Annotated in this window: 20 protein-coding genes; 13 read left to right on the top strand and 7 right to left on the bottom strand. The window is 68.4% G+C overall.

What is annotated here, in order from left to right:
* Positions 1 to 13 precede the first annotated feature (13 nt).
* Entirely contained in the window at positions 14 to 361 is a 348-nt protein-coding gene (locus EVU97_RS00420) for an MGMT family protein (RefSeq protein ID WP_231579489.1), read from the bottom strand.
* Positions 358 to 1,530 carry a ThiF family adenylyltransferase gene (locus tag EVU97_RS00415; RefSeq protein WP_165357820.1) on the bottom strand — a complete coding sequence of 391 codons (1,173 nt, stop codon included), beginning with the start codon at positions 1,528 to 1,530 and terminating at the stop codon, positions 358 to 360. The genes EVU97_RS00420 and EVU97_RS00415 overlap by 4 nt, the downstream gene beginning before the upstream one ends.
* Before the next feature lie 93 nt (positions 1,531 to 1,623).
* Here EVU97_RS00415 and EVU97_RS00410 point away from each other — a divergent pair, with 93 nt between their 5' ends.
* From EVU97_RS00410 to EVU97_RS00400, 3 genes are all read left to right on the top strand, one after another.
* Positions 1,624 to 2,259 (top strand): TetR/AcrR family transcriptional regulator, encoded by a 636-nt coding sequence (locus EVU97_RS00410; RefSeq protein ID WP_129662586.1) that lies wholly within the window; start codon positions 1,624 to 1,626, stop codon positions 2,257 to 2,259.
* Between the two features lie 107 nt (positions 2,260 to 2,366).
* Positions 2,367 to 2,588 carry a DUF3107 domain-containing protein gene (locus EVU97_RS00405; RefSeq protein ID WP_047310297.1) on the top strand — a complete coding sequence of 74 codons (222 nt, stop codon included), beginning with the start codon at positions 2,367 to 2,369 and terminating at the stop codon, positions 2,586 to 2,588.
* A gap of 241 nt (positions 2,589 to 2,829) precedes the next feature.
* Positions 2,830 to 3,108 carry a GlsB/YeaQ/YmgE family stress response membrane protein gene (locus tag EVU97_RS00400; protein WP_047310298.1) on the top strand — a complete coding sequence of 93 codons (279 nt, stop codon included), beginning with the start codon at positions 2,830 to 2,832 and terminating at the stop codon, positions 3,106 to 3,108.
* Positions 3,109 to 3,176: 68 nt separating this feature from the next.
* Here the strand turns inward: EVU97_RS00400 and EVU97_RS00395 are convergent, their stop codons facing one another.
* The gene (locus EVU97_RS00395; RefSeq protein WP_047310299.1) at positions 3,177 to 3,890 is read right to left on the bottom strand and encodes a ferritin-like fold-containing protein; all 714 of its coding nucleotides are present in this window, start codon (positions 3,888 to 3,890) and stop codon (positions 3,177 to 3,179) included.
* A 202-nt stretch (positions 3,891 to 4,092) separates the two neighbouring features.
* Here EVU97_RS00395 and EVU97_RS00390 point away from each other — a divergent pair, with 202 nt between their 5' ends.
* The 3 genes from EVU97_RS00390 (at position 4,093) to EVU97_RS00380 (ending at position 9,543) form a co-directional block, all read left to right on the top strand.
* Positions 4,093 to 5,748 (top strand): DEAD/DEAH box helicase, encoded by a 1,656-nt coding sequence (locus tag EVU97_RS00390; protein WP_129663193.1) that lies wholly within the window; start codon positions 4,093 to 4,095, stop codon positions 5,746 to 5,748.
* 136 nt (positions 5,749 to 5,884) lie between these two features.
* Complete coding sequence (locus tag EVU97_RS00385; protein ID WP_240730075.1) at positions 5,885 to 7,393, top strand: AI-2E family transporter; 1,509 nt, start codon at positions 5,885 to 5,887, stop codon at positions 7,391 to 7,393.
* A 332-nt stretch (positions 7,394 to 7,725) separates the two neighbouring features.
* Positions 7,726 to 9,543, top strand: coding sequence for a BCCT family transporter (locus EVU97_RS00380; RefSeq protein WP_129663189.1), 1,818 nt, complete (start codon positions 7,726 to 7,728; stop codon positions 9,541 to 9,543).
* A 96-nt stretch (positions 9,544 to 9,639) separates the two neighbouring features.
* On the opposite strand, the gene EVU97_RS00375 is transcribed toward EVU97_RS00380, so the two are convergent.
* On the bottom strand, positions 9,640 to 10,491 hold the full coding sequence (locus tag EVU97_RS00375; protein ID WP_129662584.1) for a PHP domain-containing protein: 852 nt from the start codon (positions 10,489 to 10,491) through the stop codon (positions 9,640 to 9,642).
* A gap of 24 nt (positions 10,492 to 10,515) precedes the next feature.
* Between EVU97_RS00375 and EVU97_RS00370 the strand changes: the two genes are divergently transcribed.
* Together EVU97_RS00370 and EVU97_RS00365 are read left to right on the top strand one after the other, a co-directional pair.
* Positions 10,516 to 11,022: a hypothetical protein gene (locus EVU97_RS00370; RefSeq protein WP_129662582.1), complete on the top strand. Its 507-nt coding sequence runs from the start codon at positions 10,516 to 10,518 to the stop codon at positions 11,020 to 11,022.
* Between the two features lie 23 nt (positions 11,023 to 11,045).
* Complete coding sequence (locus EVU97_RS00365; protein ID WP_129662579.1) at positions 11,046 to 11,867, top strand: hypothetical protein; 822 nt, start codon at positions 11,046 to 11,048, stop codon at positions 11,865 to 11,867.
* A 6-nt stretch (positions 11,868 to 11,873) separates the two neighbouring features.
* On the opposite strand, the gene EVU97_RS00360 is transcribed toward EVU97_RS00365, so the two are convergent.
* Positions 11,874 to 13,232 (bottom strand): threonine/serine exporter ThrE family protein, encoded by a 1,359-nt coding sequence (locus tag EVU97_RS00360; protein WP_165357819.1) that lies wholly within the window; start codon positions 13,230 to 13,232, stop codon positions 11,874 to 11,876.
* Positions 13,233 to 13,447: 215 nt separating this feature from the next.
* On the opposite strand from EVU97_RS00360, the gene EVU97_RS00355 reads away from it, so the two are divergent.
* Complete coding sequence (locus tag EVU97_RS00355) at positions 13,448 to 14,950, top strand: aminopeptidase P family protein (protein ID WP_370448501.1); 1,503 nt, start codon at positions 13,448 to 13,450, stop codon at positions 14,948 to 14,950.
* Between the two features lie 79 nt (positions 14,951 to 15,029).
* Here EVU97_RS00355 and EVU97_RS00350 read toward each other — a convergent pair whose 3' ends face one another.
* Entirely contained in the window at positions 15,030 to 15,731 is a 702-nt protein-coding gene (locus tag EVU97_RS00350) for a L,D-transpeptidase family protein (protein ID WP_165357818.1), read from the bottom strand.
* Between the two features lie 258 nt (positions 15,732 to 15,989).
* Here EVU97_RS00350 and EVU97_RS00345 point away from each other — a divergent pair, with 258 nt between their 5' ends.
* The 4 genes from EVU97_RS00345 (at position 15,990) to EVU97_RS00330 (ending at position 19,842) form a co-directional block, all read left to right on the top strand.
* Complete coding sequence (locus tag EVU97_RS00345) at positions 15,990 to 16,634, top strand: hypothetical protein (RefSeq protein ID WP_129662570.1); 645 nt, start codon at positions 15,990 to 15,992, stop codon at positions 16,632 to 16,634.
* A complete protein-coding gene (locus EVU97_RS00340) occupies positions 16,631 to 17,938 on the top strand; it encodes a magnesium transporter MgtE N-terminal domain-containing protein (protein ID WP_047310304.1) in 1,308 nt (435 codons plus the stop codon). Before EVU97_RS00345 ends, EVU97_RS00340 begins: the two co-directional genes overlap by 4 nt.
* Positions 17,935 to 18,609, top strand: coding sequence for a DUF1003 domain-containing protein (locus EVU97_RS00335; RefSeq protein WP_370448500.1), 675 nt, complete (start codon positions 17,935 to 17,937; stop codon positions 18,607 to 18,609). The genes EVU97_RS00340 and EVU97_RS00335 overlap by 4 nt, the downstream gene beginning before the upstream one ends.
* A gap of 99 nt (positions 18,610 to 18,708) precedes the next feature.
* Positions 18,709 to 19,842 carry an Mrp/NBP35 family ATP-binding protein gene (locus EVU97_RS00330; RefSeq protein WP_047310305.1) on the top strand — a complete coding sequence of 378 codons (1,134 nt, stop codon included), beginning with the start codon at positions 18,709 to 18,711 and terminating at the stop codon, positions 19,840 to 19,842.
* A gap of 228 nt (positions 19,843 to 20,070) precedes the next feature.
* On the opposite strand, the gene EVU97_RS00325 is transcribed toward EVU97_RS00330, so the two are convergent.
* Positions 20,071 to 20,565 (bottom strand): preprotein translocase subunit TatA, encoded by a 495-nt coding sequence (locus EVU97_RS00325; protein WP_240730074.1) that lies wholly within the window; start codon positions 20,563 to 20,565, stop codon positions 20,071 to 20,073.
* Positions 20,566 to 20,593 lie beyond the last annotated feature (28 nt).

The raw sequence follows: 20,593 nt of genomic DNA, 5'->3' as shown, positions 1-20,593 counted from the left end.
GCGCAACGATGCGTCATTCGTCGAACCCGGGGCGCCATCGCGCGCGCCGCAGATCGGCGTGATCACCGCGGATCGGTGTTCCTTCCTCGCGATAGGCCGCGAGCGCCTCCGCCTGCAGGTGCTCCGGAAGGCGACCCGCGGCGTTAGTGACGCGCCACCACGGCCAGGCCGCATCGCCCTCGCTCATGATGCGGCCGACCTGCCGGGCGCCGGTTCCGACGACCGCGGCGATGTCGCCGTAGGTCGTCACGGCGCCTTCGGGCACGTCGTGGACGACCTCGACGACGCGCTCGCGCAGTTCCTCACGGGCCGCCTCGTGCGGACGAGGTTCTGATCGAGATGTCCCGCCTGCTGCGCTCAATCGAGCTCACGAGCCCTCGGCTCCGCCTGTTCCTTCCATGCGGCCAGGCCACCGGCGAGCGACATGATCCGCGGTCCCGTCTGCTCGCGACTCTCATCGAGCAGCACCCGCGCGGCCCGGGCCGAACGCGATCCTGCCGCGCAGACCGTGACGACCGCACGACCCTGTGCCGCCGTGAGCAGTTCCGGAGCCGTCGACGGCTCCCACGTACTCAACGGCCGCACGACCACCTCACCCCACCCCGCAGGAACGGGCCGTGCAGCCACCTCCGTGTGCTCCCGAACGTCGACGACGAGCGGGTCATCGAGCTCAGCCAGCTGCGCGGCGTCGACCTGCGGCACCTGACCCGCCTCGGTGACGTCACTTCCCCGGCCGGTCCCGTCGAGACCGTCGAACAGACGCTGGTCACCGTCACCGCAGACGACACACTCCACATCACGAGCGAGCGGCAACCGCGTCAGGGTCGTCGAGAGCGCGTCGTAGAGCCAGACCCCGTCGCGGGCCACCTCCCCGACGCCGGTGACGAGCTTGATCACCTCGACCGCTTCCATCGTGCCGACGACACCCGGCAACACGCCGAGCACACCGCCGACGGCGCAGTCCGGCACCTCGCCGTCCGCGAGCGGGCGCGGGAACACGCAGCGATAACACGGGCCGAGGCCCGGAACGACCACCCCGAACTGGCCCGAGAACTGCGAGATCGACGCCCACACCAAGGGAAGGCGCAACGCGACACACACGTCGTTGAGGACGTAACGCGTCGAGAAGTTGTCGCTCCCGTCGACGACGACGTCGTACTCGGGAAGAATCTCGAGCGCAGTCCGGGCGTCGAGGCGGACCCGGTGCTCCATGATCGTCACTCCGCTGTTGAGCTGCGACGCGAACCGCGCCGCGGAGGAAACCTTGGCCTCGCCCACCCCGGCTTCGGTGTGGATGACCTGCCGCTGCAGGTTCGAACGCTCCACAACGTCGTCGTCGACGACACCGATGACCCCGACCCCGGCCGCGCTGAGGTACGAGACGACGGGCGCCCCCAGACCTCCGGCGCCGACGACGAGGACCCGTGCGTCACGCAGCGCGCGCTGACCCGCCTCGCCCACACCGGGCAGCGTCAGGTGGCGCGCGTAACGCAGGCGCTCGCCCGGGTCGAGTGGTCGCGACGATGCCACAGATGTTCCTTCCCGGTAGCTGCCGCCCGCTCTGGCGGGGCGGGGCGCTAAAGTCACACCCAGCCTATGACCGCCGACGAAGGAGTTCACCCGATGACCGGCACGGACGACCCCACCAAGCGCGGACGTCTGCCCCGCTCGGCCCGGCGAGCCCAGTTGATGGAGGCCGCGCAGTCGGTGTTCGTCGAGTCGGGGTTCCACAGCGCCGCGATGGACGAGATCGCGGAGCGGGCGCACGTCAGCAAGCCCGTGCTCTACCAGCACTTTCCCGGCAAGCTCGACCTCTACCTCGCGCTGCTCGACCAGCACACCCGCGAGTTCCCCGAACTGGTGCGCAAGGCCGTCGAGTCGACCACCGACAACAACGAACGTGTCGCCGCCGCCGTCGGGGCCTTCTTCGAGTTCGTCGAGCGTGAGGACGCAGGCTTCCGCCTCGTCTTCGAGTCCGACCTGACGAACGAGCCCGCTGTCGCCGAGCGCGTCGAGCGCAGCCTCGACGACACCGCCGACATCGTGTCTCAGGTCGTGCGTGAGGACACCGGCCTGCCCGAGGAGCAGGCCCGGCTCGTCGCCGTCGCACTGGTCGGCATGTCGCAGGTCGTCGCGCGCTACTGGGTGGCCCAGGGTGCGCCGATTCCCCGCGAGGAGGCCGCACGCATCGTCGGCGTCCTCGGTTGGAGGGGACTGACCGGATTCCCGAAGACCGGCGGGGATGAAATCGCAGGCTGAGGCGTTGACCTCAACAGGCCCACGGTGACCGGTGCCCGTAGATGTGGGCAGAGGCAACCGCACCCGTCACCATTGACCAAGACTTCACCGAGACAAGAGGAGGGGCCATGGAGGTCCGTATCGGCGTTCAGAACGTCGCCCGAGAGATCGTCATCGAATCGAACGAGTCGCCCGAGGCCGTGCGCGCGGCCGTCGGCGAGGCCCTGAGCAGCGGCACGCCGCTCACGCTCATGGACGAGAAGGGCCAGTCGGTCACCGTTCCGACGTCGGCGCTCGCCTATGTCGACATCGCGGCCGAGCAGAAGGGTCGCGTCGGCTTCGGCGGCTGAGCGCCCCGAGCCGTCCCCGAGGCGCCGCCGTCCCGACTTCGGGACGGCGGCGCCCAGGTCTTTACAAGCTCTCTCCCACCAGCGCGAAGGCCCCGTTCACCCCGGAGATTCGGCCTCGACCCGAAGGCGCCAATAACACACCCACATGGGTGGATAGTTGAAAGTGACCTGAAAATTCGCTTAGGTGAGAGCAGAAGCGTTGGGGCACACCCGCCCCGGCCATCACTGTTAGGAGTTCATCATGATCGGTACGATCATCGGCGCCATTATCGCCGGCCTCATCATCGGCGCGCTCGCGCGTCTCGTCATGCCGGGCAAGCAGAACATCTCGATCCTCATGACGATCGTGCTCGGCATCATCGGTTCGGTCGCGGGTTCCTCGATCTACACCGCGATCTCCGGCAAGAGCGACACGAAGGGCATCGACTGGATCGCCCTCATCCTCGGCGTCATCATCGCCGCGATCCTCATCACGGTCTACCTGTCGATCACGGGTCGCAAGAACACCACGCGCGTCTGATCCTCGCGCACGAAAAATCCCCCGCAACCGATTGGTTGCGGGGGATTCTTGCGTCTCGGGCGGAGGCGTCAGGCCGTGAGGCCGAGCGCCTGCATCCGCTCGGAGTGGTTCGTCGTGAGCCGCTCGAACATGCGCGTCAGTTCGGCGAGGTCGGCGCCGACGCCCGAGCCGTCGTCGACGAGCAGGGCCGTGAGGGCGTCGTGGGACGCCGCCACACGCTGGGCCTGGCTGAGCGCCTCGCCGACGAGTCGGCGCCCCCAGAGCGCAAGACGCGAGCCGAGGCGCGGATCCTGGGCGATCGCCTCGGCGAGCACCTGCTTGACGAAGGCATCCTGCTCGTCAGCGCCGACCGCGCGCTCGACGAGTGCGCGGGTCTCGGGGTCGACGTAGCGGGCGATCTCCGCGTAGAAGTCATTCGCGATAGCGCTGCCTGCATAGGCCTTCATGAGGCCCTCGTACCAGTCGGCTGGCGGAGTGCGGCGGTGCCACTCGTCGATGGCGGCCGTGAAAGGCTCCATCGAGGATTCGGGCTCGGCGCCGATCTCGCGCAGCCGAGCAGCGAGCTCCTCGTAGTGGTCGAAGTCCATCCGGGCCATGCGGGCGAGAGCCAGCTTGTGGTCGAGGCGCGGCGCACGCGAGGCGTCGTCGACGGTGGCGAAGGCTCCGGAGAGTTCGCCGTAGGCGATGACGCTCAGAAGATCCACGACCCCGGCCCGGTAGTCCGGGTCGTCGAGGGTGCGCAGGACGGCAGTGGCGGGCGCGGGCGTCACGGAGTCGCTCATGAAGGCGATGCTATCGCCCGCAGCCACTGCTTCGACGCGCGGCGAGTACACTGAAACGGACAGCAGGTGCCCGGTCGGCCACGATGCCGCGACCGAGGTCGGCCCTCCGCCGCCCCCAAGGTCCACCCAAGGTCGTTCCCCGCGTGAGCGCAGTGAACGAGAAGACCTCCGATCGGCCCTCCTTCGCTCCGGCGTGGCAACCATGCCCCGGGGCCCGACAGGAAGCACGATCGTGACCCAGACCCAGCCGAGCGCGGCCGAACTCGATTCGGCCGGCATCACCTCCATCGAGGCCGAGGCCCCCGCCGAGCCCATCTCCGCCCAGACGTTCGCCGACTTCGGCGTCCACCCCGACATCGTCGCGGCCCTGGCCGACAAGGGCATCGTCCACCCCTTCCCCATCCAGGCGATGACGCTGCCCGTGGCCCTTTCGGGCCACGACATCATCGGCCAGGCCCGTACCGGCACCGGAAAGACGCTCGGTTTCGGCGTCCCGCTCCTCGCCCGCGTCACCGTGAAGGGCGAAACGTCGAACTCCCCCGTCCCGGCACCCGAGGGCAAGCCACAGGCCATGGTCGTCGTGCCGACGCGTGAGCTCGCCGTCCAGGTCGCCTCCGACCTCGAGGCAGCCGCCAAGCGCCGCGGTATCCGCATCGTCCAGATCTACGGTGGCCGCGCCTTCGAGCCGCAGATCGAGGCACTCGAGCGTGGCGTCGAGGTCGTCGTAGGTACGCCCGGTCGTCTTATCGACCTCGCCTCCCGCGGACACCTCGACCTGTCGTACGTCGGCGGGCTCGTACTCGACGAGGCCGACGAGATGCTCGACCTCGGCTTCCTGCCGGACGTCGAGAAGATCCTCGCGATGACGCCGGCCGCCCGCCAGACCATGCTGTTCTCCGCGACGATGCCCGGCGCCGTGGTCGCGCTGGCGCGCCGCTACATGACGCAGCCCACGCACATCCGCGCCATGCAGGACGACGCGAGCGAGGCCGAGACGGTGGCTGCCATCGAGCAGATCGTCTACCGCGCACACGCCATGGACAAGGTCGAACTCCTCGCCCGCGTCCTGCAGGCCAAGGACCGTGGCCTCACTATCATCTTCAGCCGCACGAAGCGCACCGCCGCCAAGGTCTCCGACGAGCTGAACGCGCGCGGCTTCGCGGCAGCACCGCTGCACGGTGACCTCGGCCAGGGCGCTCGCGAGCAGGCCCTGCGCGCCTTCCGTGCGGGCAAGGTCGACGTCCTCGTCGCCACCGACGTCGCCGCGCGCGGCATCGACGTCGAAAACGTCACGCACGTCGTCAACTACCAGTGCCCCGAGGACGAGAAGACCTACGTCCACCGCATCGGCCGCACGGGCCGCGCGGGCAACACCGGTATCGCCATCACGCTCGTCGACTGGGATGACCTGCACCGGTGGACGCTCATCAACAAAGCGCTCGACCTCGGCATCCCGGACCCGCAGGAGACGTACTCGAGCTCCGAGCACCTCTTCACGGATCTCGACATCCCGACGAACGCCACGGGAAAGCTCCCGAAGTCGGCTCGCACCCGCGAAGGACTCGGCGCAGAGCGCGTCGAGGACCTCGGCGAGACGGGCCGCTCCGGCGGTGAGCGCTCGAGCGAGCGTTCCGGTGGTCGTGGCGGTCGCGACAACCGTTCCGGTGGCCGCGGCCAAGGTGGCCGAGGCGGCTCCCGCTCGAACGGCGATCGCCCACGTGGCGGTGACCGTCAGAGCCGTGAGAGCAACGGAGCCGACTCCTCCAAGGGTTCCGGCGACGGCCAGCCGCGCCGACGTCGTCGCCGCACGCGCGGTGGTTCGGGCGGCGCGAACACGCCGCCGGCCGACCAGAACTGATCGGTCGAAACAGGGTGCATCCTTTGGGGTGCACCCTGTTTTGCATCGTGCGACACCCCGCTCCGCCACCTCGCGGGCGGCACCGCACGCCCATTACTGTGGGCGCAAAGACACTGCCACGAAAGGTCGCCCACCCATGACGCCAGCCAAGCGCCAGGACGACGAGATGCCGGCGACAAACCCGGACGATTCCAGGCCACTCGACGCTGACGCCGACGTTCCGCCCCAGCAGGACGACAGCCGCAACACCGGCGACCAGAACTTCGACGAACGCAACCTCGATGCGCGCCGTGAGAGTCAGGACGAGAACGAGCCGGAGAACGGCCCCATGGCCGATCGCTCGCAGATCCTCGCGTCGGGCTTTGCCTCGATGTCGCGTTGGGCACTACGTATCAGCGTCGTCATCGTCACGCTCTACCTGCTCGGACGCGCGCTCGCGCCGTTCTGGGTCATCATCCTGCCGCTCATCCTCGGCCTCATCATCGCCACGGTCCTGTGGCCGCCGACGGCGTGGCTTCGTCGACGCGGCTGCGCCCCGGCGTTGGCGGCTGTCATCTCGATCCTCGGGGCCCTCGGCATCCTCGGCGGTGTCATCTCCGCCATCGTGCCCTCGGTCGCGAACCAGGCTCCGGAACTCGCGACCCGCTCGACCCAGGGTGTCTCACAGGTTCAGGAGTGGGTCCAGGGCCCGCCGTTCAACGTTCCGCAACAGCAGATCGACAACGCAGTCGGCACGATCAACGACAAGATCACCAAGTCCGGTGACGTCATCGCGTCCGGAGTGTTCTCCGGTGTGACGACGGTCGGCAGTGTCCTCGTGACGCTCGTGCTGAGCCTCATCCTGTCCTTCTTCTTCATCAAGGACGGTGACCGATTCCTGCCGTGGGTGCGTCTGGTCACGGGTGAGCGCACCGGCGCGCACCTCACCGAGGTCTTCACCCGCGCGTGGCACACGCTCTCGGGCTTCATCCGCACCCAGGCGATCGTGTCCCTCATCGACTCGATCTTCATCGGAATCGGTCTCGTCATCCTCGACGTGCCCCTGGCCCTGCCCCTGTGTGTCATCACCTTCCTCGGTGGCTTCATCCCGATCGTGGGTGCGTTCGTCGCGGGTGCTCTCGCGGTGCTCGTCGCCCTCGTGACGCAGGGTCCGACGACGGCGCTCATCGTGCTCGGCATCATCGTGGCCGTGCAGCAGATCGAGGGCCACGTGCTCCAGCCGATGCTGCAGAGCCGCTCGATGTCGCTGCACCCCGTGCTCGTCCTGCTCGGTATCGCGGCGGGCTCCGAGGGCCACGGCGTCGTCGGTGGCTTCCTCGCCGTTCCGGTCGTCGCCACGATCGCCGTGCTCTTCCGCTATGTGGGCGAGCAGATCGACCTGCGGGCGGGCACGATCAGTGCCGACGATCTCGAGTACCGCACCGACCGGGGGCGCACCGCGGCCCTGCGCACGGAGCGTCTTCGGCGCCTCGCCGACCGGAAGGCGCGGGGTGAGGAGACCAGCATTGGCGCCGAATCACGTGCCGCGATAGCTGCGGACGACGGGGAGAAGAGCACGCTGTCGCAGGTCATTCCGCACGGCTCCGCACCCGCCGACCGCGCCCGGTCCGTCGTCGGCGGACTGCGCCGCCGCTTCCGGCGCTGAACGCATGTCAGTCACGCCCCCGTCCTCGGTCTCGCTTCCGACGGCGGGGGCGTTTCGTGCTCGGACGTGACCCGTCTGGCGGGGCGGCTTAACTGATTTCATTCGCTATGCGTCACGGCCCCCGGTAGGCTCACACGGTCACCGGTCTCCCTCCCTTCGGGGGAAAGCGGTTGTCCGAGTACGAAAAGTAGGCACCCGCAAGGGGCCGATACGGGAGGTTCCGCGTGTCCGACACGACACCACCAGCGGAACCTGACAGCGTTTCGCAGCAGCACACAGCCTCGGACGAGGGTACGTCGTCGGATTCGTCGACCGCGCACTCGTCCCACGAAATGCTCGTCGGCGTCGACGAGCCCATTCCCCAGCACGAGGCCGTCCACAAGGGCACTCTCGACAAGATCATCTTCGGCGTGACGGCTACCTTCGCCATCGCGTTCGTCGCGTGGGGTCTTCTCTCGCCCAAGACGATGTCGTCGGGCTCCTCGACCGCCCTCGGGTGGGTCATGGACTCGATGGGCTGGGCGTTCATCCTGTTCGCCACGTGCTTCGTCATCTTCGCCATCTGGCTGGCGGCGAGCCGTTACGGCAACATTCCGCTCGGTCACGACAACGAGAAGCCCGAGTTCAAGACGACCTCGTGGATCGCGATGATGTTCAGCGCCGGCATGGGCATCGGCCTCATGTTCTACGGCGTCGCCGAGCCGCTCACGCACTTCGTCACCCCGCCGCCGCGTAGCGGTGCCGGCGCGGAGAGCCCCGAGGCACTCCAGGTCGCCATGGCGACGACGATGTTCCACTGGGCGCTTCACCCGTGGGCGATCTACGCCGTCGTCGGTGTCGCCATCGCGTACGGAACGTTCCGCAAGGGGCGCAGCCAGCTCATCAGCTCGACGTTCGTTCCGCTCATCGGACGACGCCGCGCCGAAGGACCCGTCGGCAAGGTCATCGACGGTCTCGCGATCTTCGCGACCTTGTTCGGTTCGGCCGCATCGCTGGGCCTCGGTGCCCTGCAGATCGCCGCCGGCCTCGAGAAGAACGGCTGGGTCAACAAGGTCGGCGGCACGGCACTCGTGTCGATCATCGTCATCCTGACGATCTGCTTCATCTTCTCGGCCGTCTCCGGCGTCGAGAAGGGCATCCAGTACCTGTCGAACTTCAACATGGTGCTCGCCCTCGTGCTCGCCGTGTTCCTGTTCGTCGTCGGCCCGACGGCCTTCATCCTCAACCTGCTGCCGACCGGCCTCGGCGACTACATGGACCAGCTGCCCTTCATGGCGTCGCGCAGCCAGGCCACCGGCCTGCAGCCGATGCACGACTGGCTCGCGAGCTGGACGGTCTTCTACTGGGCCTGGTGGATCAGCTGGACCCCGTTCGTCGGCATGTTCATCGCGCGCATCTCGCGTGGCCGTACGATCCGCCAGTTCATCACCGGCGTTCTCCTCGTGCCGTCGCTCGTCTCGCTCGTGTGGTTCGCCATCTTCGGTGGCACGGCCATCGACGTGCAGCGTGAGACCCACGACATCGCGAAGAAGGTCGAGGGTGTCTTCACCGTCGACTCGAACGCGGCCCTGTTCGACGTCCTCGACCACTTCCCGCTCGCGGGTGTGACCACGGTCGTCGTCATGGTGCTCGTCGCCGTGTTCTTCGTCTCGGGCGCCGACGCGGCCTCGATCGTCATGGGCACGCTGAGCGAGCGTGGCCGCATCGAGCCGAGCCGCTGGGTCGTCATCTTCTGGGGTGCCGCCACCGGCGCCGTGGCCGCCGTCATGCTTCTCGCCGGCCTGGCCGAAGGAGATTCGTCGGCCGCTCTCACGAGCCTGCAGAACATCACGATCGTCAGCTCGCTGCCGTTCGTCATCGTCATGGTGCTCATGTGCGTCGCGCTCGTGCGGGAGCTGCACTCCGACCCGATGATGCTGCGCGCCCAGAAGGGACGCGACCTCATCGAGAAGGCCGTCATCAGCGGCGTCAAGACGCACGGCGGTGACGACATCAGCCTCGTCGCCGTGCCGTCCGAGCACGCCGAGAGGGTTTCGACGCTCGCCACCGAGGTCGCCACGGGTGACAGCGGTGCCACGCATGTGCCCGGTCAGACGCCCCGACGTCCGCGTGTTCGCCCGAAGGGGCAGCCGCCGCGTCACGACGTCTGATCGGCCTCGAGACTCGAGCAACGCCGTCGGCCCGGGAACCACGTGGTTCCCGGGCCGACGGCGTTCGTGCTTCACTTCACGACGCGATCACACGGCTCAGTGGCGGGCCCGCACGACCTCGGTACCGCCGGAAGCCCCGGCGAGCAGCCGTTCGTACTGGTCGGGAGCAGTCGTGTTCTCCCCCAATCGGTTGGGCTTGCCGGCTCCGTGGAAGTCGCTGGAGCCCGTGACGACGAGGTCACGCTCCCGGGCGATCGCGAGCGCCCGCTCGACCTGTGAGGCATCGTGGTCGCGGTGGTGCGCCTCGATGCCGACGAGGCCGGCGTCAGCCATGGCACGCACGACGTCCTCGTCGACAATGCGCCCGCGCGATTCGGCGAAGGGGTGCGCCATGACAGGCACTCCACCGCCCGCGCGCACCAACTCCACGGCGCGCACGGGATCGAGCGCGTAATGGCCGACGTGGTACGGGCTGCCGTTGTAGAGGTAGCGCTCGAACGCTTCGGAGCGATTCGCGACGACGCCGTTCGCGACGAGAGCGTCCGCCATGTGCGGCCGCCCGATGGTCGCATCGGCACCGGCGACGGAGAGCACCTGCTCGTACGTGATGTCGACGTCCTCACCCAAGCGCTCCACCATGCGCTGCGCTCGCGTGAGGCGCGACGAGCGGGCCTTCTCGAGCTCGGCGAACAGTTCGCCGTCCGTGGGCGGGAGGTAGGCAAGCAGATGGATGCTGATCCCCTCGTGCTTGCACGAGACCTCGATGCCGGGCACGAGGTCGATGCCGTGCTCACGGGCGGCAGCGGCTGCCTCGTCCCAACCACGCGTCGTGTCGTGATCGGTGAGGGCGACGACGTCGAGGCCGGAGCGAGCCGCTTCTGCGACCACCTCAGCCGGCGTCGTCGTGCCGTCGCTACAGGTGGAGTGGGTGTGAAGGTCGATACGCACGTTCACACGTTAGCCTTGCTCGTCGTGGAATCCTTCCGCTCCGACGACGACACGACCACCGGCGAGGCCATGCCCCAACCCGTGCGGTACGCGGTATGGCTCATGCTTGCGGGCGCGCTCGTCCAGGCGTTGTCGACCCTCACGACGGCACTCGATCGGGAGGGTATCCGCGCCCAGACGGCCCGCCTCGCCGACGAGTTCGACCGCTCCCTCGACGGCAAGGCGCTCGAGCGAGCCACCGATCAGGCGTACTGGTTCGGTGTCGGCACCGGCGTGACGTTCGTGGCGCTCTGGCTCGTGGTCGCTCGGCTGTGCGCCATCGGTCGCACCAGCGGACGGCCTCTCGCGACGCTCTTCGCCACCGTCTACACCTTCACGTTCGCCTTCTCCGCGGTGCGTTCCTTCGGCCCGGGAGCGTTTCTGGGTCTCGTCACCGTCGTCGTCGGTATCTCGGCCGTCTATCTGCTGTGGCGCAGGCCGGTCACGCCGTGGCTCGCGCGGTGCGCCGCGCGTCGCTCCCAGGGCGCGTGAGCCACGTCGATAGGCTGGATTTCATGCCTCGCCACGTCGTCGCCGCCCTCACCGCTGCAGCCCTCGTCTCGTTGACGGCCTGTAGTTCGGGCGCCGACCCGAAGGACGTCACACCGACGTCGTCGACGTTCACGAACGGTGCCCAGTCGCCGACGACGGCTGCGCCCAACCCGAACCCGGTGACGTCGCCGAGCCCCGGCGCCGTCGTGAGTTCCGACAAGGTCTTCAACTTCGTGGTGCCCAGCGGATGGAACCTGTCGAAGAAGGCCCAGGCCGTCGCCTACCTCTCCTCGGCCACCATCGCTCACAACGTCGCCCCCACGATCGCGATCACCCGCTCGAAGATCTCCCCCGCGCCGGCTCTCGACCAGACCGTCCAGATGGCGATGATGCAGGCTCGCCAGGACGGCGCGAGCGTGGAGCGGCTTCCCGAGCGCACCGTCGGGGGTGAGAAGTCGGTGGCCTTCACGGCCAAGTCGACGGAGAAGAACGTCGAACTGCAGCGGACCTACACGATGGTGGCGCACGACAAAGCCCTCTACGTCATCACGCTGACGAGTGCCCAGGCCGACGCGAAGCGTGACGAGGCCACCCTCACGTCGTTCCTCGCTGGCCTGACGTGGACGAAGAAGGGCGACAAGGGTTCGACCGCCAGCGGCACGACACCGGCCCCCGTTCCCACCTCGACGTCCAACCCGCCGAAGCCGAGCTCCAGTTCCTCGAGCACAGCTTCCTCGTCGAGTTCGTCCTCGAAGGCGCCCTCCTCGTCCGGCAAGGCAACCGGCTCGGCGAAACCCTCGAGCAGCACGTCCACGAAGCCCACGGCGTCGTCGACGTCGAAGTGACGCGCGTCAGTCGGTCTGCTGGACGGTGCGACGCAACACCTTCGAGGTGAGTGAGTCCGCGCCTGCGGAAATCTGACGGCCGAGCAGCGTCCCGAGGGAGACGCCGACCGACAGCGCAAGCCCCACGAGCATCGCCAGCAGGAACGAGTCGACCCAGTTGTTGTCCTCGTTGTCCGTGACGAAGTACATGATGCCCTTGTAGACCGCGAGACCGGGCAGCAAGGGAACAATGCTCGCGGCGGTCACTGCGATGCTTGGCACGTGCAGTCGCCGCGCCACCGTCGGTGCCGCACACCCGATGAGGAAGGTCGCGATTCCGGAGGCAACGGGCTGCGAGGTGCCCCCCAGGATGTTGAACGTGGCAAAGAGGAGCCACGAGACCCCACCCGTGACGATCGAGACGAGGACCGCCCGGGGCGCGCAGTAGGCCGAGACGGCGAAGGCACCGCCGAGCAGCGCTCCGGCGAGGATCTGGACGACGACGTTCTGCGCCAACCCGTCCGAGGGAATGACGTACAGGTTCACCCCGATGCGACGCGCGAGACTCAGCACGAGCAGAACCCCGGCCACGACGCCGCCGGTCAGCAGCATGACCTCGTACGTGCGCGCACCGGCGGTGAGGTAGAAGCCGTCCAGGGTGTCCTGCGCAGCGGTGACGACGGACATACCGGCCAGCAGCACCACGATGCTCGAGGCCACGACGATGCTCGGGCGCACTTGTGCGAGCCACCAGATGCCGCCGGTGTGATCGCGGATGACGATCAATGCCACCGCGATGCCGGCTGCGATGGTCGCCCCGATGACCTGTCCGAAGAAGGTCGACAACCCCATCCGCGCGAACCGCACCTGGACGTAGTCGATGAGCGCGGTGGCGACACCGGAGATGAGGATCATCATGAGACCGCCACCGAGAAGCATGGCAACACCGGCACCCATGAGACCCCACGCTGCCGTCACGACGCCGCGACGGTAGGAGTGCGGCATCTCGAGGATGCGTTCGAGCTCACCGAGGTTGTCCTCGATGTCGACGGGCTCGCCGCCGCTGGCACCGATCTCGCGCACGAGGGAGTGGAGTGCCTCGAGGCGCGAGTAGTCCGTACCCATCGAACTGACGATGCGCATGACGGTGATGGGGTCGCGGTGCACGCCGCGGTGCATGCTGAGCGTCACGGAGGTGTAGGTGATGTCGACGTGGACGCTCGAGAGGCCGTAGGCGCGGCAGACCCGCAACAGGGCAGCTGTCGTGTCGGCGACGGAGGCCCCGGTCACGAGCATGGCCTCACCCAGACGCAGGCAGAAGTCGATGACGGCGCGGGTGTGCCACTCCGAGACGTAGTCACTCCCGCCCCGAACCGCGATGGGCATCGTCGGAGGACCGCTCGGACGCAGCACCGATCGAGCTCGTCCTCGCACGCGTGTCGAACCGCCCGGCGTCGATCGTTGGGGCCGTCCACGCATGTTGCCCTCGGGCATTTTCACCACCTTGTCGCATCCACCATCAGCCACCCGTCATTGTGCGGCATACCCACCCTGGGTCGGCAAGCCGCCCACCCGGCGCAGTGTCGGCGCGAAGAGGCACAATGGGAGGTGTGAGTGAGAAGCAGCAGCAAGCAGAGCACCGAAGCCGCCCCGGCGGCGCGCAGTTCCGCGAGTTCGTGGCCTCCGGCTGGGCGCCGCGCGACACGACGCCGACGGCCCGTGCGGCCGTCGCGGACTTCACGCCGGCCCGCCGCGAGGCCCTCTCGCGGGAGTTCCCCGAAGCACGGCTCGTCATCCCCGCAGGCGGACTCAAGGTCCGCAGCAACGACTGCGACTACCAGTTCCGTCCCCACTCGGCCTTTGCCTGGGTGACGGGCCTGGGCGCCGATCGTGAACCGGACGCCGTATTCGTCCTCGAGCCGCGCCCCGAGGGCGGCCACGAAGCCCAGATCTTCTTCAAGCCCCTCGCAGGCCGCGACACCGAGGAGTTCTTCGGTGACAGCCGCTACGGAGAGTTCTGGGTGGGTGCTCGACCCACGCTCGATGACATGTCGAACGAACTGGGCGTGACGGCCCGCCACCTCGACGAGTTCGGTGACGCCGTCGCGAAGGACGCCGGCGCCGTCGACGTCCTCGTCGTGCGCGACGCCGACGCCGACGTCACCGCCCAGATCGAGCAGGTGCGTTCCCACCTCGACGAGGCGGCCACCGAGGCCGTCCAGGCCAAGGACGCCGAGCTGGCACGCTTCCTGTCCACCGCGCGCCTGACGAAGGACGCGTGGGAGGTCGGCCAGATGCGCGAGGCCTGCGACGCCACGGCACGTGGCTTCGAGGCCGTCGTCGCTGACCTTCCGGAAGCGGTACACCGCGGTCGCGGTGAGCGTTGGGTCGAGGGCGTCTTCGGACTCCACGCGCGTCACGCCGGCAACGGCGTCGGCTACGACTCCATCTGTGCGAGCGGCGACCACGCCAACACGCTGCACTGGATCAAGAACACCGGCGAGATCCGCTCCGGCGACCTCATCCTCATCGATGCCGGAGTCGAGGTCGACTCGCTGTTCACCGCCGACGTGACGCGTACGCTGCCGGTCTCGGGAACCTTCTCCCCTGCCCAGCGCGAGATCTACCAGGCCGTCCTCGACGCACAGAACGCCGGTTTCGCAGCCGCGAAACCCGGTGCGAAGTTCTCCGACGTCCACGCTGCGGCCATCCGCGTCATCGCCGAGCGCCTGCACGGGTGGGGCCTTCTTCCCGAGGGTGTCGACGTCGAGGCGACGCTCGACCCGGAGAACGGCCAGTACCACCGTCGCTGGATGGTGCACGGTACGAGCCACCACCTCGGCCTCGACGTCCACGACTGCGCCCTGGCGCGCAAGGAGGAGTACATGGACGCCGAACTCAGCGAGGGCATGATCATCACGATCGAGCCGGGCCTGTACTTCAAGGCGGACGACGAGCTCGCCCCCGAGCGCTTCCGCGGCATCGGTGTGCGCATCGAGGACGACGTGCTCATCACGGCCGACGGCAACGAGAACCTGTCGAAGGCCCTTCCCCGTGAGCCTGACGAGGTCGAGGCCTGGATCAAGGACGTCTGGAGCCGCTGACGTTCTGCCCGGACGAGCGACGGCCCGTCACTTCCGAGAGGAGGTGACGGGCCGTCGTCGATCGTGGGGGCGTCCGCGATCAGTAGACGCTGACCGGCTCGCCGATGTAGAGCAGGCGGTTCGCGATGAGGAAGTTCTGCGCCGACACGGACAGGCGGCAGCAACCGTGCGAGGCCGGGTAGGCCGGGATGGACGCGGAGCCGTGGAAGGCGATGCCACCGTTGAAGTAGAACGGGCGCCACAGGCCACCGAGTGCGCCGTAGTCCCAGCCGTTCGATCCGCGACGGTTGATGCGGAACTCGCCGGACGGCGTGGTCGCGCGGATCTTGCGGCCGTAGTAGGTGAACAGCTCACCGTTGCCGGTGGAGGTGTTGAAGATGTACTTCACCGAACCACCGCGCACGACCATGACGATCTGGCGACGCTTGTCGACCTCCATGCGGTTCCCACCGCGACGGCTGCCCGGGCGGGTTCCGCGGTTGACGACGCCCCACGTCTTGGCACCCACGACCCCGTCGCGGCCGAGACCAGCGACCTTCTGGATGGCGAGGACGGCCTGCACCGTCAGCGCACCGAAGACACCGTCGGGCGTGCCACACCAGTAGCCGAGCGAGTTGAGGCGCTTCTGAAGCGCGGTGACGGACGAACCGCGGCTACCGGCCTTGAGAACCGGGTTGGCTGCGGAGGCGCTGGTGGCCACGCCGGTACCCACGGCGGCCAGTGCGCCCATGGCGGCAGCACCCGCGACGACACCGCGGCGGCTGATTTCGTTGTGTTCCATGACACGTCTCCTTCTCGTGGAACGGGCGACCACTCGGCCGCTGCGGTTTCCCTCCCGCGTACCTATGACGCAACTGCGAGGCGTCCGGTTCCCCAAGAGGTCGATGTTCGTCGAACCGTCGACGACACCGCGCCTGCAGTGCTCGTACGTCGTTCCATCCAAACCAACGTCCATCATGCCAGAGAAACCCGATGCGGCTCCGCCGCCGGAGCCGTGTAGCGAGCACCTGCAACGAAATCGCAATGAAATACTGCGTGCATGAGTGCACCCACCGACCGTCTCGTCGCCGAAGCCCTCGCGAAGTCGGGGTTGCTGTGGCTCACCTCCGCGGCCGGGTCTGCACCGTGTTGGCACGTGGTCGTCGATGGTGTCGCGTACGTCGTCACGGGCCCGGGTGAGCAGTACAGCCCCGTCCACGTGGGGCGTACGAGCGTCGTCGCTCGGGCCAAGGAGTCTCGCGCTCGCCTCGTCGCGTTCGACGCGGAGGCCTCCGTCGTCTCGCCCGAGGACGACGATTGGGAAGCCGCCACGGGCGCTCTCAAGGTGGGGCGTCTCAACGCTCCCGGAGGCGACATCGTGGCTCGGTGGCGTGAGGAGGCCACGGTTCTGCGGCTCGTTCCCGACCTCACCACGGTCGTGCTGCGCGGACAGAAGCTGCCGCCGCCAGCCGCGGAGAGTGGCTCGACATCCGACACACCCACCCCGGCGCAGCAGACGCCCGGTGACCGTCCCGATGACGGCCGGCGTCCGGCATCCGGGCCCACCCGCTCCGCACAGGCCGCCGCCGAGCGCGCGAACCGTGCCGCGCAACGCGCCGACGAACAGGCGACGAACGAAAGCGGTCCTGCCTCGCCGGAAGCCGGGTCGGGTGACGACGGCGGCGCGGCTAAGGTGAGCCCGTGAGTACCCGCGTCTTCGTCGCCCGCCTCGTCGGCCTCACCGTCTTCGATCCGCTCGGAGACCGTGTGGGACGAGTTCGTGACGTCGTCGTCGTCTTCGGCAAGAACCCGAGCCCGCGCGTCATCGGCCTCGTCGTCGAGGTCGTCCAGCGTCGCCGCGTGTTCCTGCCGCTGACGCGTGTCACCTCCATCGACGCGGGCAAGGTCATCACCACCGGTCTCGTCAACATGCGCCGCTTCGAGCAGCGCCACAACGAGACCCTCGTGTGTGCCGAGCTCTTCGACCGCCAGGTCACCGTGCGCGACCCCGAAGCCGAGGAGTTCGTCGGCACGGTCGAGGACATGTCGATGGAGCAGAACCAGCGCCGCGACTGGAACATCACGAAGGTCTTCGTGCGTGAGTCGGGCAGCGCCTCGAGCGCGTCGCGGGCCATGAACCGGCTGGCGCGTCGACGCGCGGGCAAGACGAGCCTGCACGACATCCGCGACGTCTTCGGTCTGCACCGCGAGCACCAGGAGCAGTCGGCCGAGCGACTCCTCGAGGCGTACGACGACCTGCGCGTTGAGGACCTCGCCGAGGTCATCCACGACCTCACACCGAAGCGGCGCGCCGAGGTGGCCGCGGCCCTCGACGACGGCAAGCTCGCCGATGTCCTCGAGGAGCTCCCCGAGGACGACCAGGTCGAGATCATCGCCGCGCTCGGCACCGACCGTGCCGCCGACGTCCTTGAGGCCATGGAACCGGATGACGCCGCCGACCTCCTCGGCGACCTGCCGCCCGAGACGGCCGAGGACCTGCTCAAGCGGATGGAGCCCGAGGACGCCGCGCCGCTGCGACGCCTCCTCTCCTACGACGAGAACACCGCCGGTGGTCTCATGACCACCGAGCCCGCCATCCTCGGCCCGGAGGCCACGATCGCGGAGGCACTCGCCGTCGTGCGCCGTGAGGAGCTCGACCCGGCCCTCGCGTCGGCCGTCTTCATCGCGCGCCCGCCGCTCGAGGTGCCCACGGGACGCTTCCTCGGGATGGTGCACACGCAGCGTCTGCTGCGCGAGCCGCCGCACACGTCGGTCGGCAACGTCGTCGACTCGACCATCGACCCGCTGAACGTCGAGGCTCCTCTCGGTGAGGTGACGCGCACGCTGGCGCAGTACAACCTCGTCTCGCTGCCCGTCGTCGACGACAACGGGCGCCTGCTCGGCGCCGTCACGGTCGACGACGTGCTCGACCACATCCTTCCCGAGGACTGGCGTGAGGAGCGCCACGACCTTCACCACGACCGCAAGCTGCCGGGGGTGGACGCATGAGCCGTAGCGGCAAGGACGAACGTCGCGACAACCGCGAGGAGATGCGCCGCGACGCTCTCAAGGAAGCGCGCCGCGAGATGCGCGGCGACGAACGCGGCGAGAGCACGGGGCGCCTCGATCAGCCCCAGGAGAAGCGCGCGAGTGTGCTGCCGCGCTTCTCGATGGACTCCGAGAACTTCGGTGTCGCGAGCGAGAAGTTCGCGCGCTTCATGGGCACGGCGACGTTCCTCATCTGGATGACGCTGTTCGTCGCCATCTGGCTGGCGTGGAACACCTTCATGCCCGAATCGGCCCAGTTCGACCCTCGTGCGCTCAACTACACGCTGCTCACGCTCATCCTGTCGCTGCAGGCCAGCTACGCGGCGCCGCTCATCCTGCTCGCGCAGAACCGTCAGGACGACCGTGACCGTGTCGGTCTCGAACAGGACCGGGCACGCGACGAGCGCAACCTCGCCGACACCGAGTTCCTCACCCGCGAGGTGGCCTCGCTCCGTCTCGCGATGCGTGAGACCGCGACGCGTGACTTCGTCCGTTCCGAGCTGCGCTCGCTCCTGGAGGAGATGGAGGAGCGCGGCATGCTTGCCTCACCGGAGGACGACGAGGAGGAGGCGGGCGGTCGCGCGGAGCGTTCGAAGAACGAGCGCAAGCCGCGGCGCAAGGACGGCGCCTGATCAGCGTCCTTCCCGCCGTCTCCGGGCGGCAAGGCGGACGTGTGCAACACCACGTCGCCCCGGCATGAGCACTTCCTACTGGGTCGTACGATGGATGGCATGTCCACTCCCACTCTCGATGCCATCGGCGCTGCCCTCGCGACGGTCGAAGACCCTGAAATCAAGAAGCCCATCACCGAACTGGGCATGGTCGACTCGGTCGACGTCTCCGAGAGCGGCCACGTCGCCGTCACGATCCTTCTGACGATCGCGGGCTGCCCGCTGAAGTCGAAGCTCACCGAAGACACCACGAAGGCCGTCATGGGCGTCGAGGGCGTCACCGGCGTCAACGTGACGCTCGGTGTCATGACCGACGAGCAGCGCAAGGATCTGCGTGAGCAGCTGCGTGGCGGTCAGGCCGAGCGCGAGGTGCCCTTCGCGCAGCCGGGTTCGATGACGCGCGTCTACGCCGTCGCCTCCGGCAAGGGTGGCGTCGGCAAGTCGTCCGTCACGACGAACCTCGCTGCCGCGATGGCGGAGCAGGGCCTCAAGGTCGGTGTCGTGGACGCCGACATCTACGGCTTCTCCGTGCCGCGCATGCTCGGCGTCGAGCAGCGCCCGACGCAGGTTGACGACATGATCCTGCCGCCGGACAGCCACGGCGTGAAGGTCATCTCCATCGGCATGTTCGTGCCCGGTAACCAGCCCGTCGTGTGGCGAGGCCCGATGCTGCACCGCGCGCTGCAGCAGTTCCTCGCGGACGTGTTCTGGGGCGACCTCGACGTCCTCCTGCTCGACCTGCCGCCCGGCACGGGTGACATCGCCATCTCGGTGGCGCAGCTCATCCCGACGGCGGAGATCCTCGTCGTGACGACGCCGCAGCAGGCTGCCGCGGAGGTCGCGGAGCGCGCCGGCGCGATCGCGTTGCAGACGAAGCAGCGCGTGGCCGGCGTCATCGAGAACATGTCGTGGCTGGAGCTGCCGGACGGCACGCGTCAGGAGATCTTCGGTGCGGGTGGCGGCCAGGCGGTCGCCGACTCGCTGACGCAGGCCATCGGCGCGAAGGTCGAGCTGTTGGGCCAGATTCCGCTCGACACGACGTTGCGTGAGGGCGCTGACGCGGGTACGCCGGTCGTCGTGGGCAACCCCGACTCCCCCGCCGCGGTGGCGCTGCGCGGTATCGCGAAGGGCCTCGGCACGCGTGCGCGCGGCCTGGCGGGCCGCAGCCTGGGCCTCACCCCGAACCGCAAGTAAAGCGAACACGAAGCGCCTCGGCCGGACCGAAAGGTCCAGCCGAGGCGCTTCGTCATGTAGCGGAAGCACGCACGTCGCCCGCTGAAGAGTGAGGATGTGCCGCGAAAGGTGAGCAGCGCAGACCAACCGGACCGCGCTGGGAGCCGACTCGCCCCGAAGGCCTGTCGCACCGTGGGATCTGACCGAGCTTGCGAGGTCAGATCACCGTAAGATAGGGCAAGGGAGCGCCTACGTCGCGTCGGTGTCGAACGGCGTGGTGCGGTCGGGGTGGTATTCGGCGGAGATGTGGGAGCGCGGGGCGCTGGGGATCGCTTGGGTGTCCTCGCCGCCGACGCCTGCACTGTGGGTTTCGGCGCCGACGCCGGACGCAGCGTGGTCGGGGCCGACGGCGCCGGCCGCGGTGGAGCCGTTGGCTCGACGTTCGGTGAGGCCGACTTCGGCGGCGATATCGGCGTCGGGGTCGTCGAAGAGGGCTTCGCGAACGATGCGGCGCGGGTCGTACTGACGCGGGTCGTACTGACGCCAGTCGATGTCCTGGTATTCGGGGCCCATCTCGGATTTGAGTTGGGTCTTGGCACCTTCGGCCATGTCGCGTGCGGTGCGGATGAAGGTGCGCAACTTCGCGATGTATTCCGGCAGGCGCTTCGGGCCGATGAGCGCGAGAGCGATGATGACGATGAGAATGAACTCGCCGGAGTTGATGTCGATGAACGGGATGTTCACGCGCGCGTCACCCCTGCGAAGTCGATCT

Source organism: Dermacoccus sp. 147Ba, from assembly GCF_004151355.1.
Lineage (GTDB): Bacteria > Actinomycetota > Actinomycetes > Actinomycetales > Dermatophilaceae > Dermacoccus > Dermacoccus abyssi.
This window is presented reverse-complemented; position numbering and strand designations above follow the sequence as displayed.

Bases quoted from the DNA above. Each gene is read 5' to 3' on its own strand.
- EVU97_RS00410 (WP_129662586.1), top strand. From the start codon at position 1,624: ATGACCGGCACGGACGACCCCACCAAGCGCGGACGTCTGCCCCGCTCG.
- EVU97_RS00405 (WP_047310297.1), top strand. From the start codon at position 2,367: ATGGAGGTCCGTATCGGCGTTCAGAACGTCGCCCGAGAGATCGTCATC.
- EVU97_RS00400 (WP_047310298.1), top strand. From the start codon at position 2,830: ATGATCGGTACGATCATCGGCGCCATTATCGCCGGCCTCATCATCGGC.
- EVU97_RS00395 (WP_047310299.1), bottom strand. From the start codon at position 3,890: ATGAGCGACTCCGTGACGCCCGCGCCCGCCACTGCCGTCCTGCGCACC.
- EVU97_RS00390 (WP_129663193.1), top strand. From the start codon at position 4,093: ATGCCCCGGGGCCCGACAGGAAGCACGATCGTGACCCAGACCCAGCCG.
- EVU97_RS00385 (WP_240730075.1), top strand. From the start codon at position 5,885: ATGACGCCAGCCAAGCGCCAGGACGACGAGATGCCGGCGACAAACCCG.
- EVU97_RS00380 (WP_129663189.1), top strand. From the start codon at position 7,726: ATGCTCGTCGGCGTCGACGAGCCCATTCCCCAGCACGAGGCCGTCCAC.
- EVU97_RS00365 (WP_129662579.1), top strand. From the start codon at position 11,046: ATGCCTCGCCACGTCGTCGCCGCCCTCACCGCTGCAGCCCTCGTCTCG.
- EVU97_RS00360 (WP_165357819.1), bottom strand. From the start codon at position 13,232: ATGCCCATCGCGGTTCGGGGCGGGAGTGACTACGTCTCGGAGTGGCAC.
- EVU97_RS00355 (WP_370448501.1), top strand. From the start codon at position 13,448: ATGGGAGGTGTGAGTGAGAAGCAGCAGCAAGCAGAGCACCGAAGCCGC.
- EVU97_RS00350 (WP_165357818.1), bottom strand. From the start codon at position 15,731: ATGGAACACAACGAAATCAGCCGCCGCGGTGTCGTCGCGGGTGCTGCC.
- EVU97_RS00345 (WP_129662570.1), top strand. From the start codon at position 15,990: ATGAGTGCACCCACCGACCGTCTCGTCGCCGAAGCCCTCGCGAAGTCG.
- EVU97_RS00335 (WP_370448500.1), top strand. From the start codon at position 17,935: ATGAGCCGTAGCGGCAAGGACGAACGTCGCGACAACCGCGAGGAGATG.
- EVU97_RS00330 (WP_047310305.1), top strand. From the start codon at position 18,709: ATGTCCACTCCCACTCTCGATGCCATCGGCGCTGCCCTCGCGACGGTC.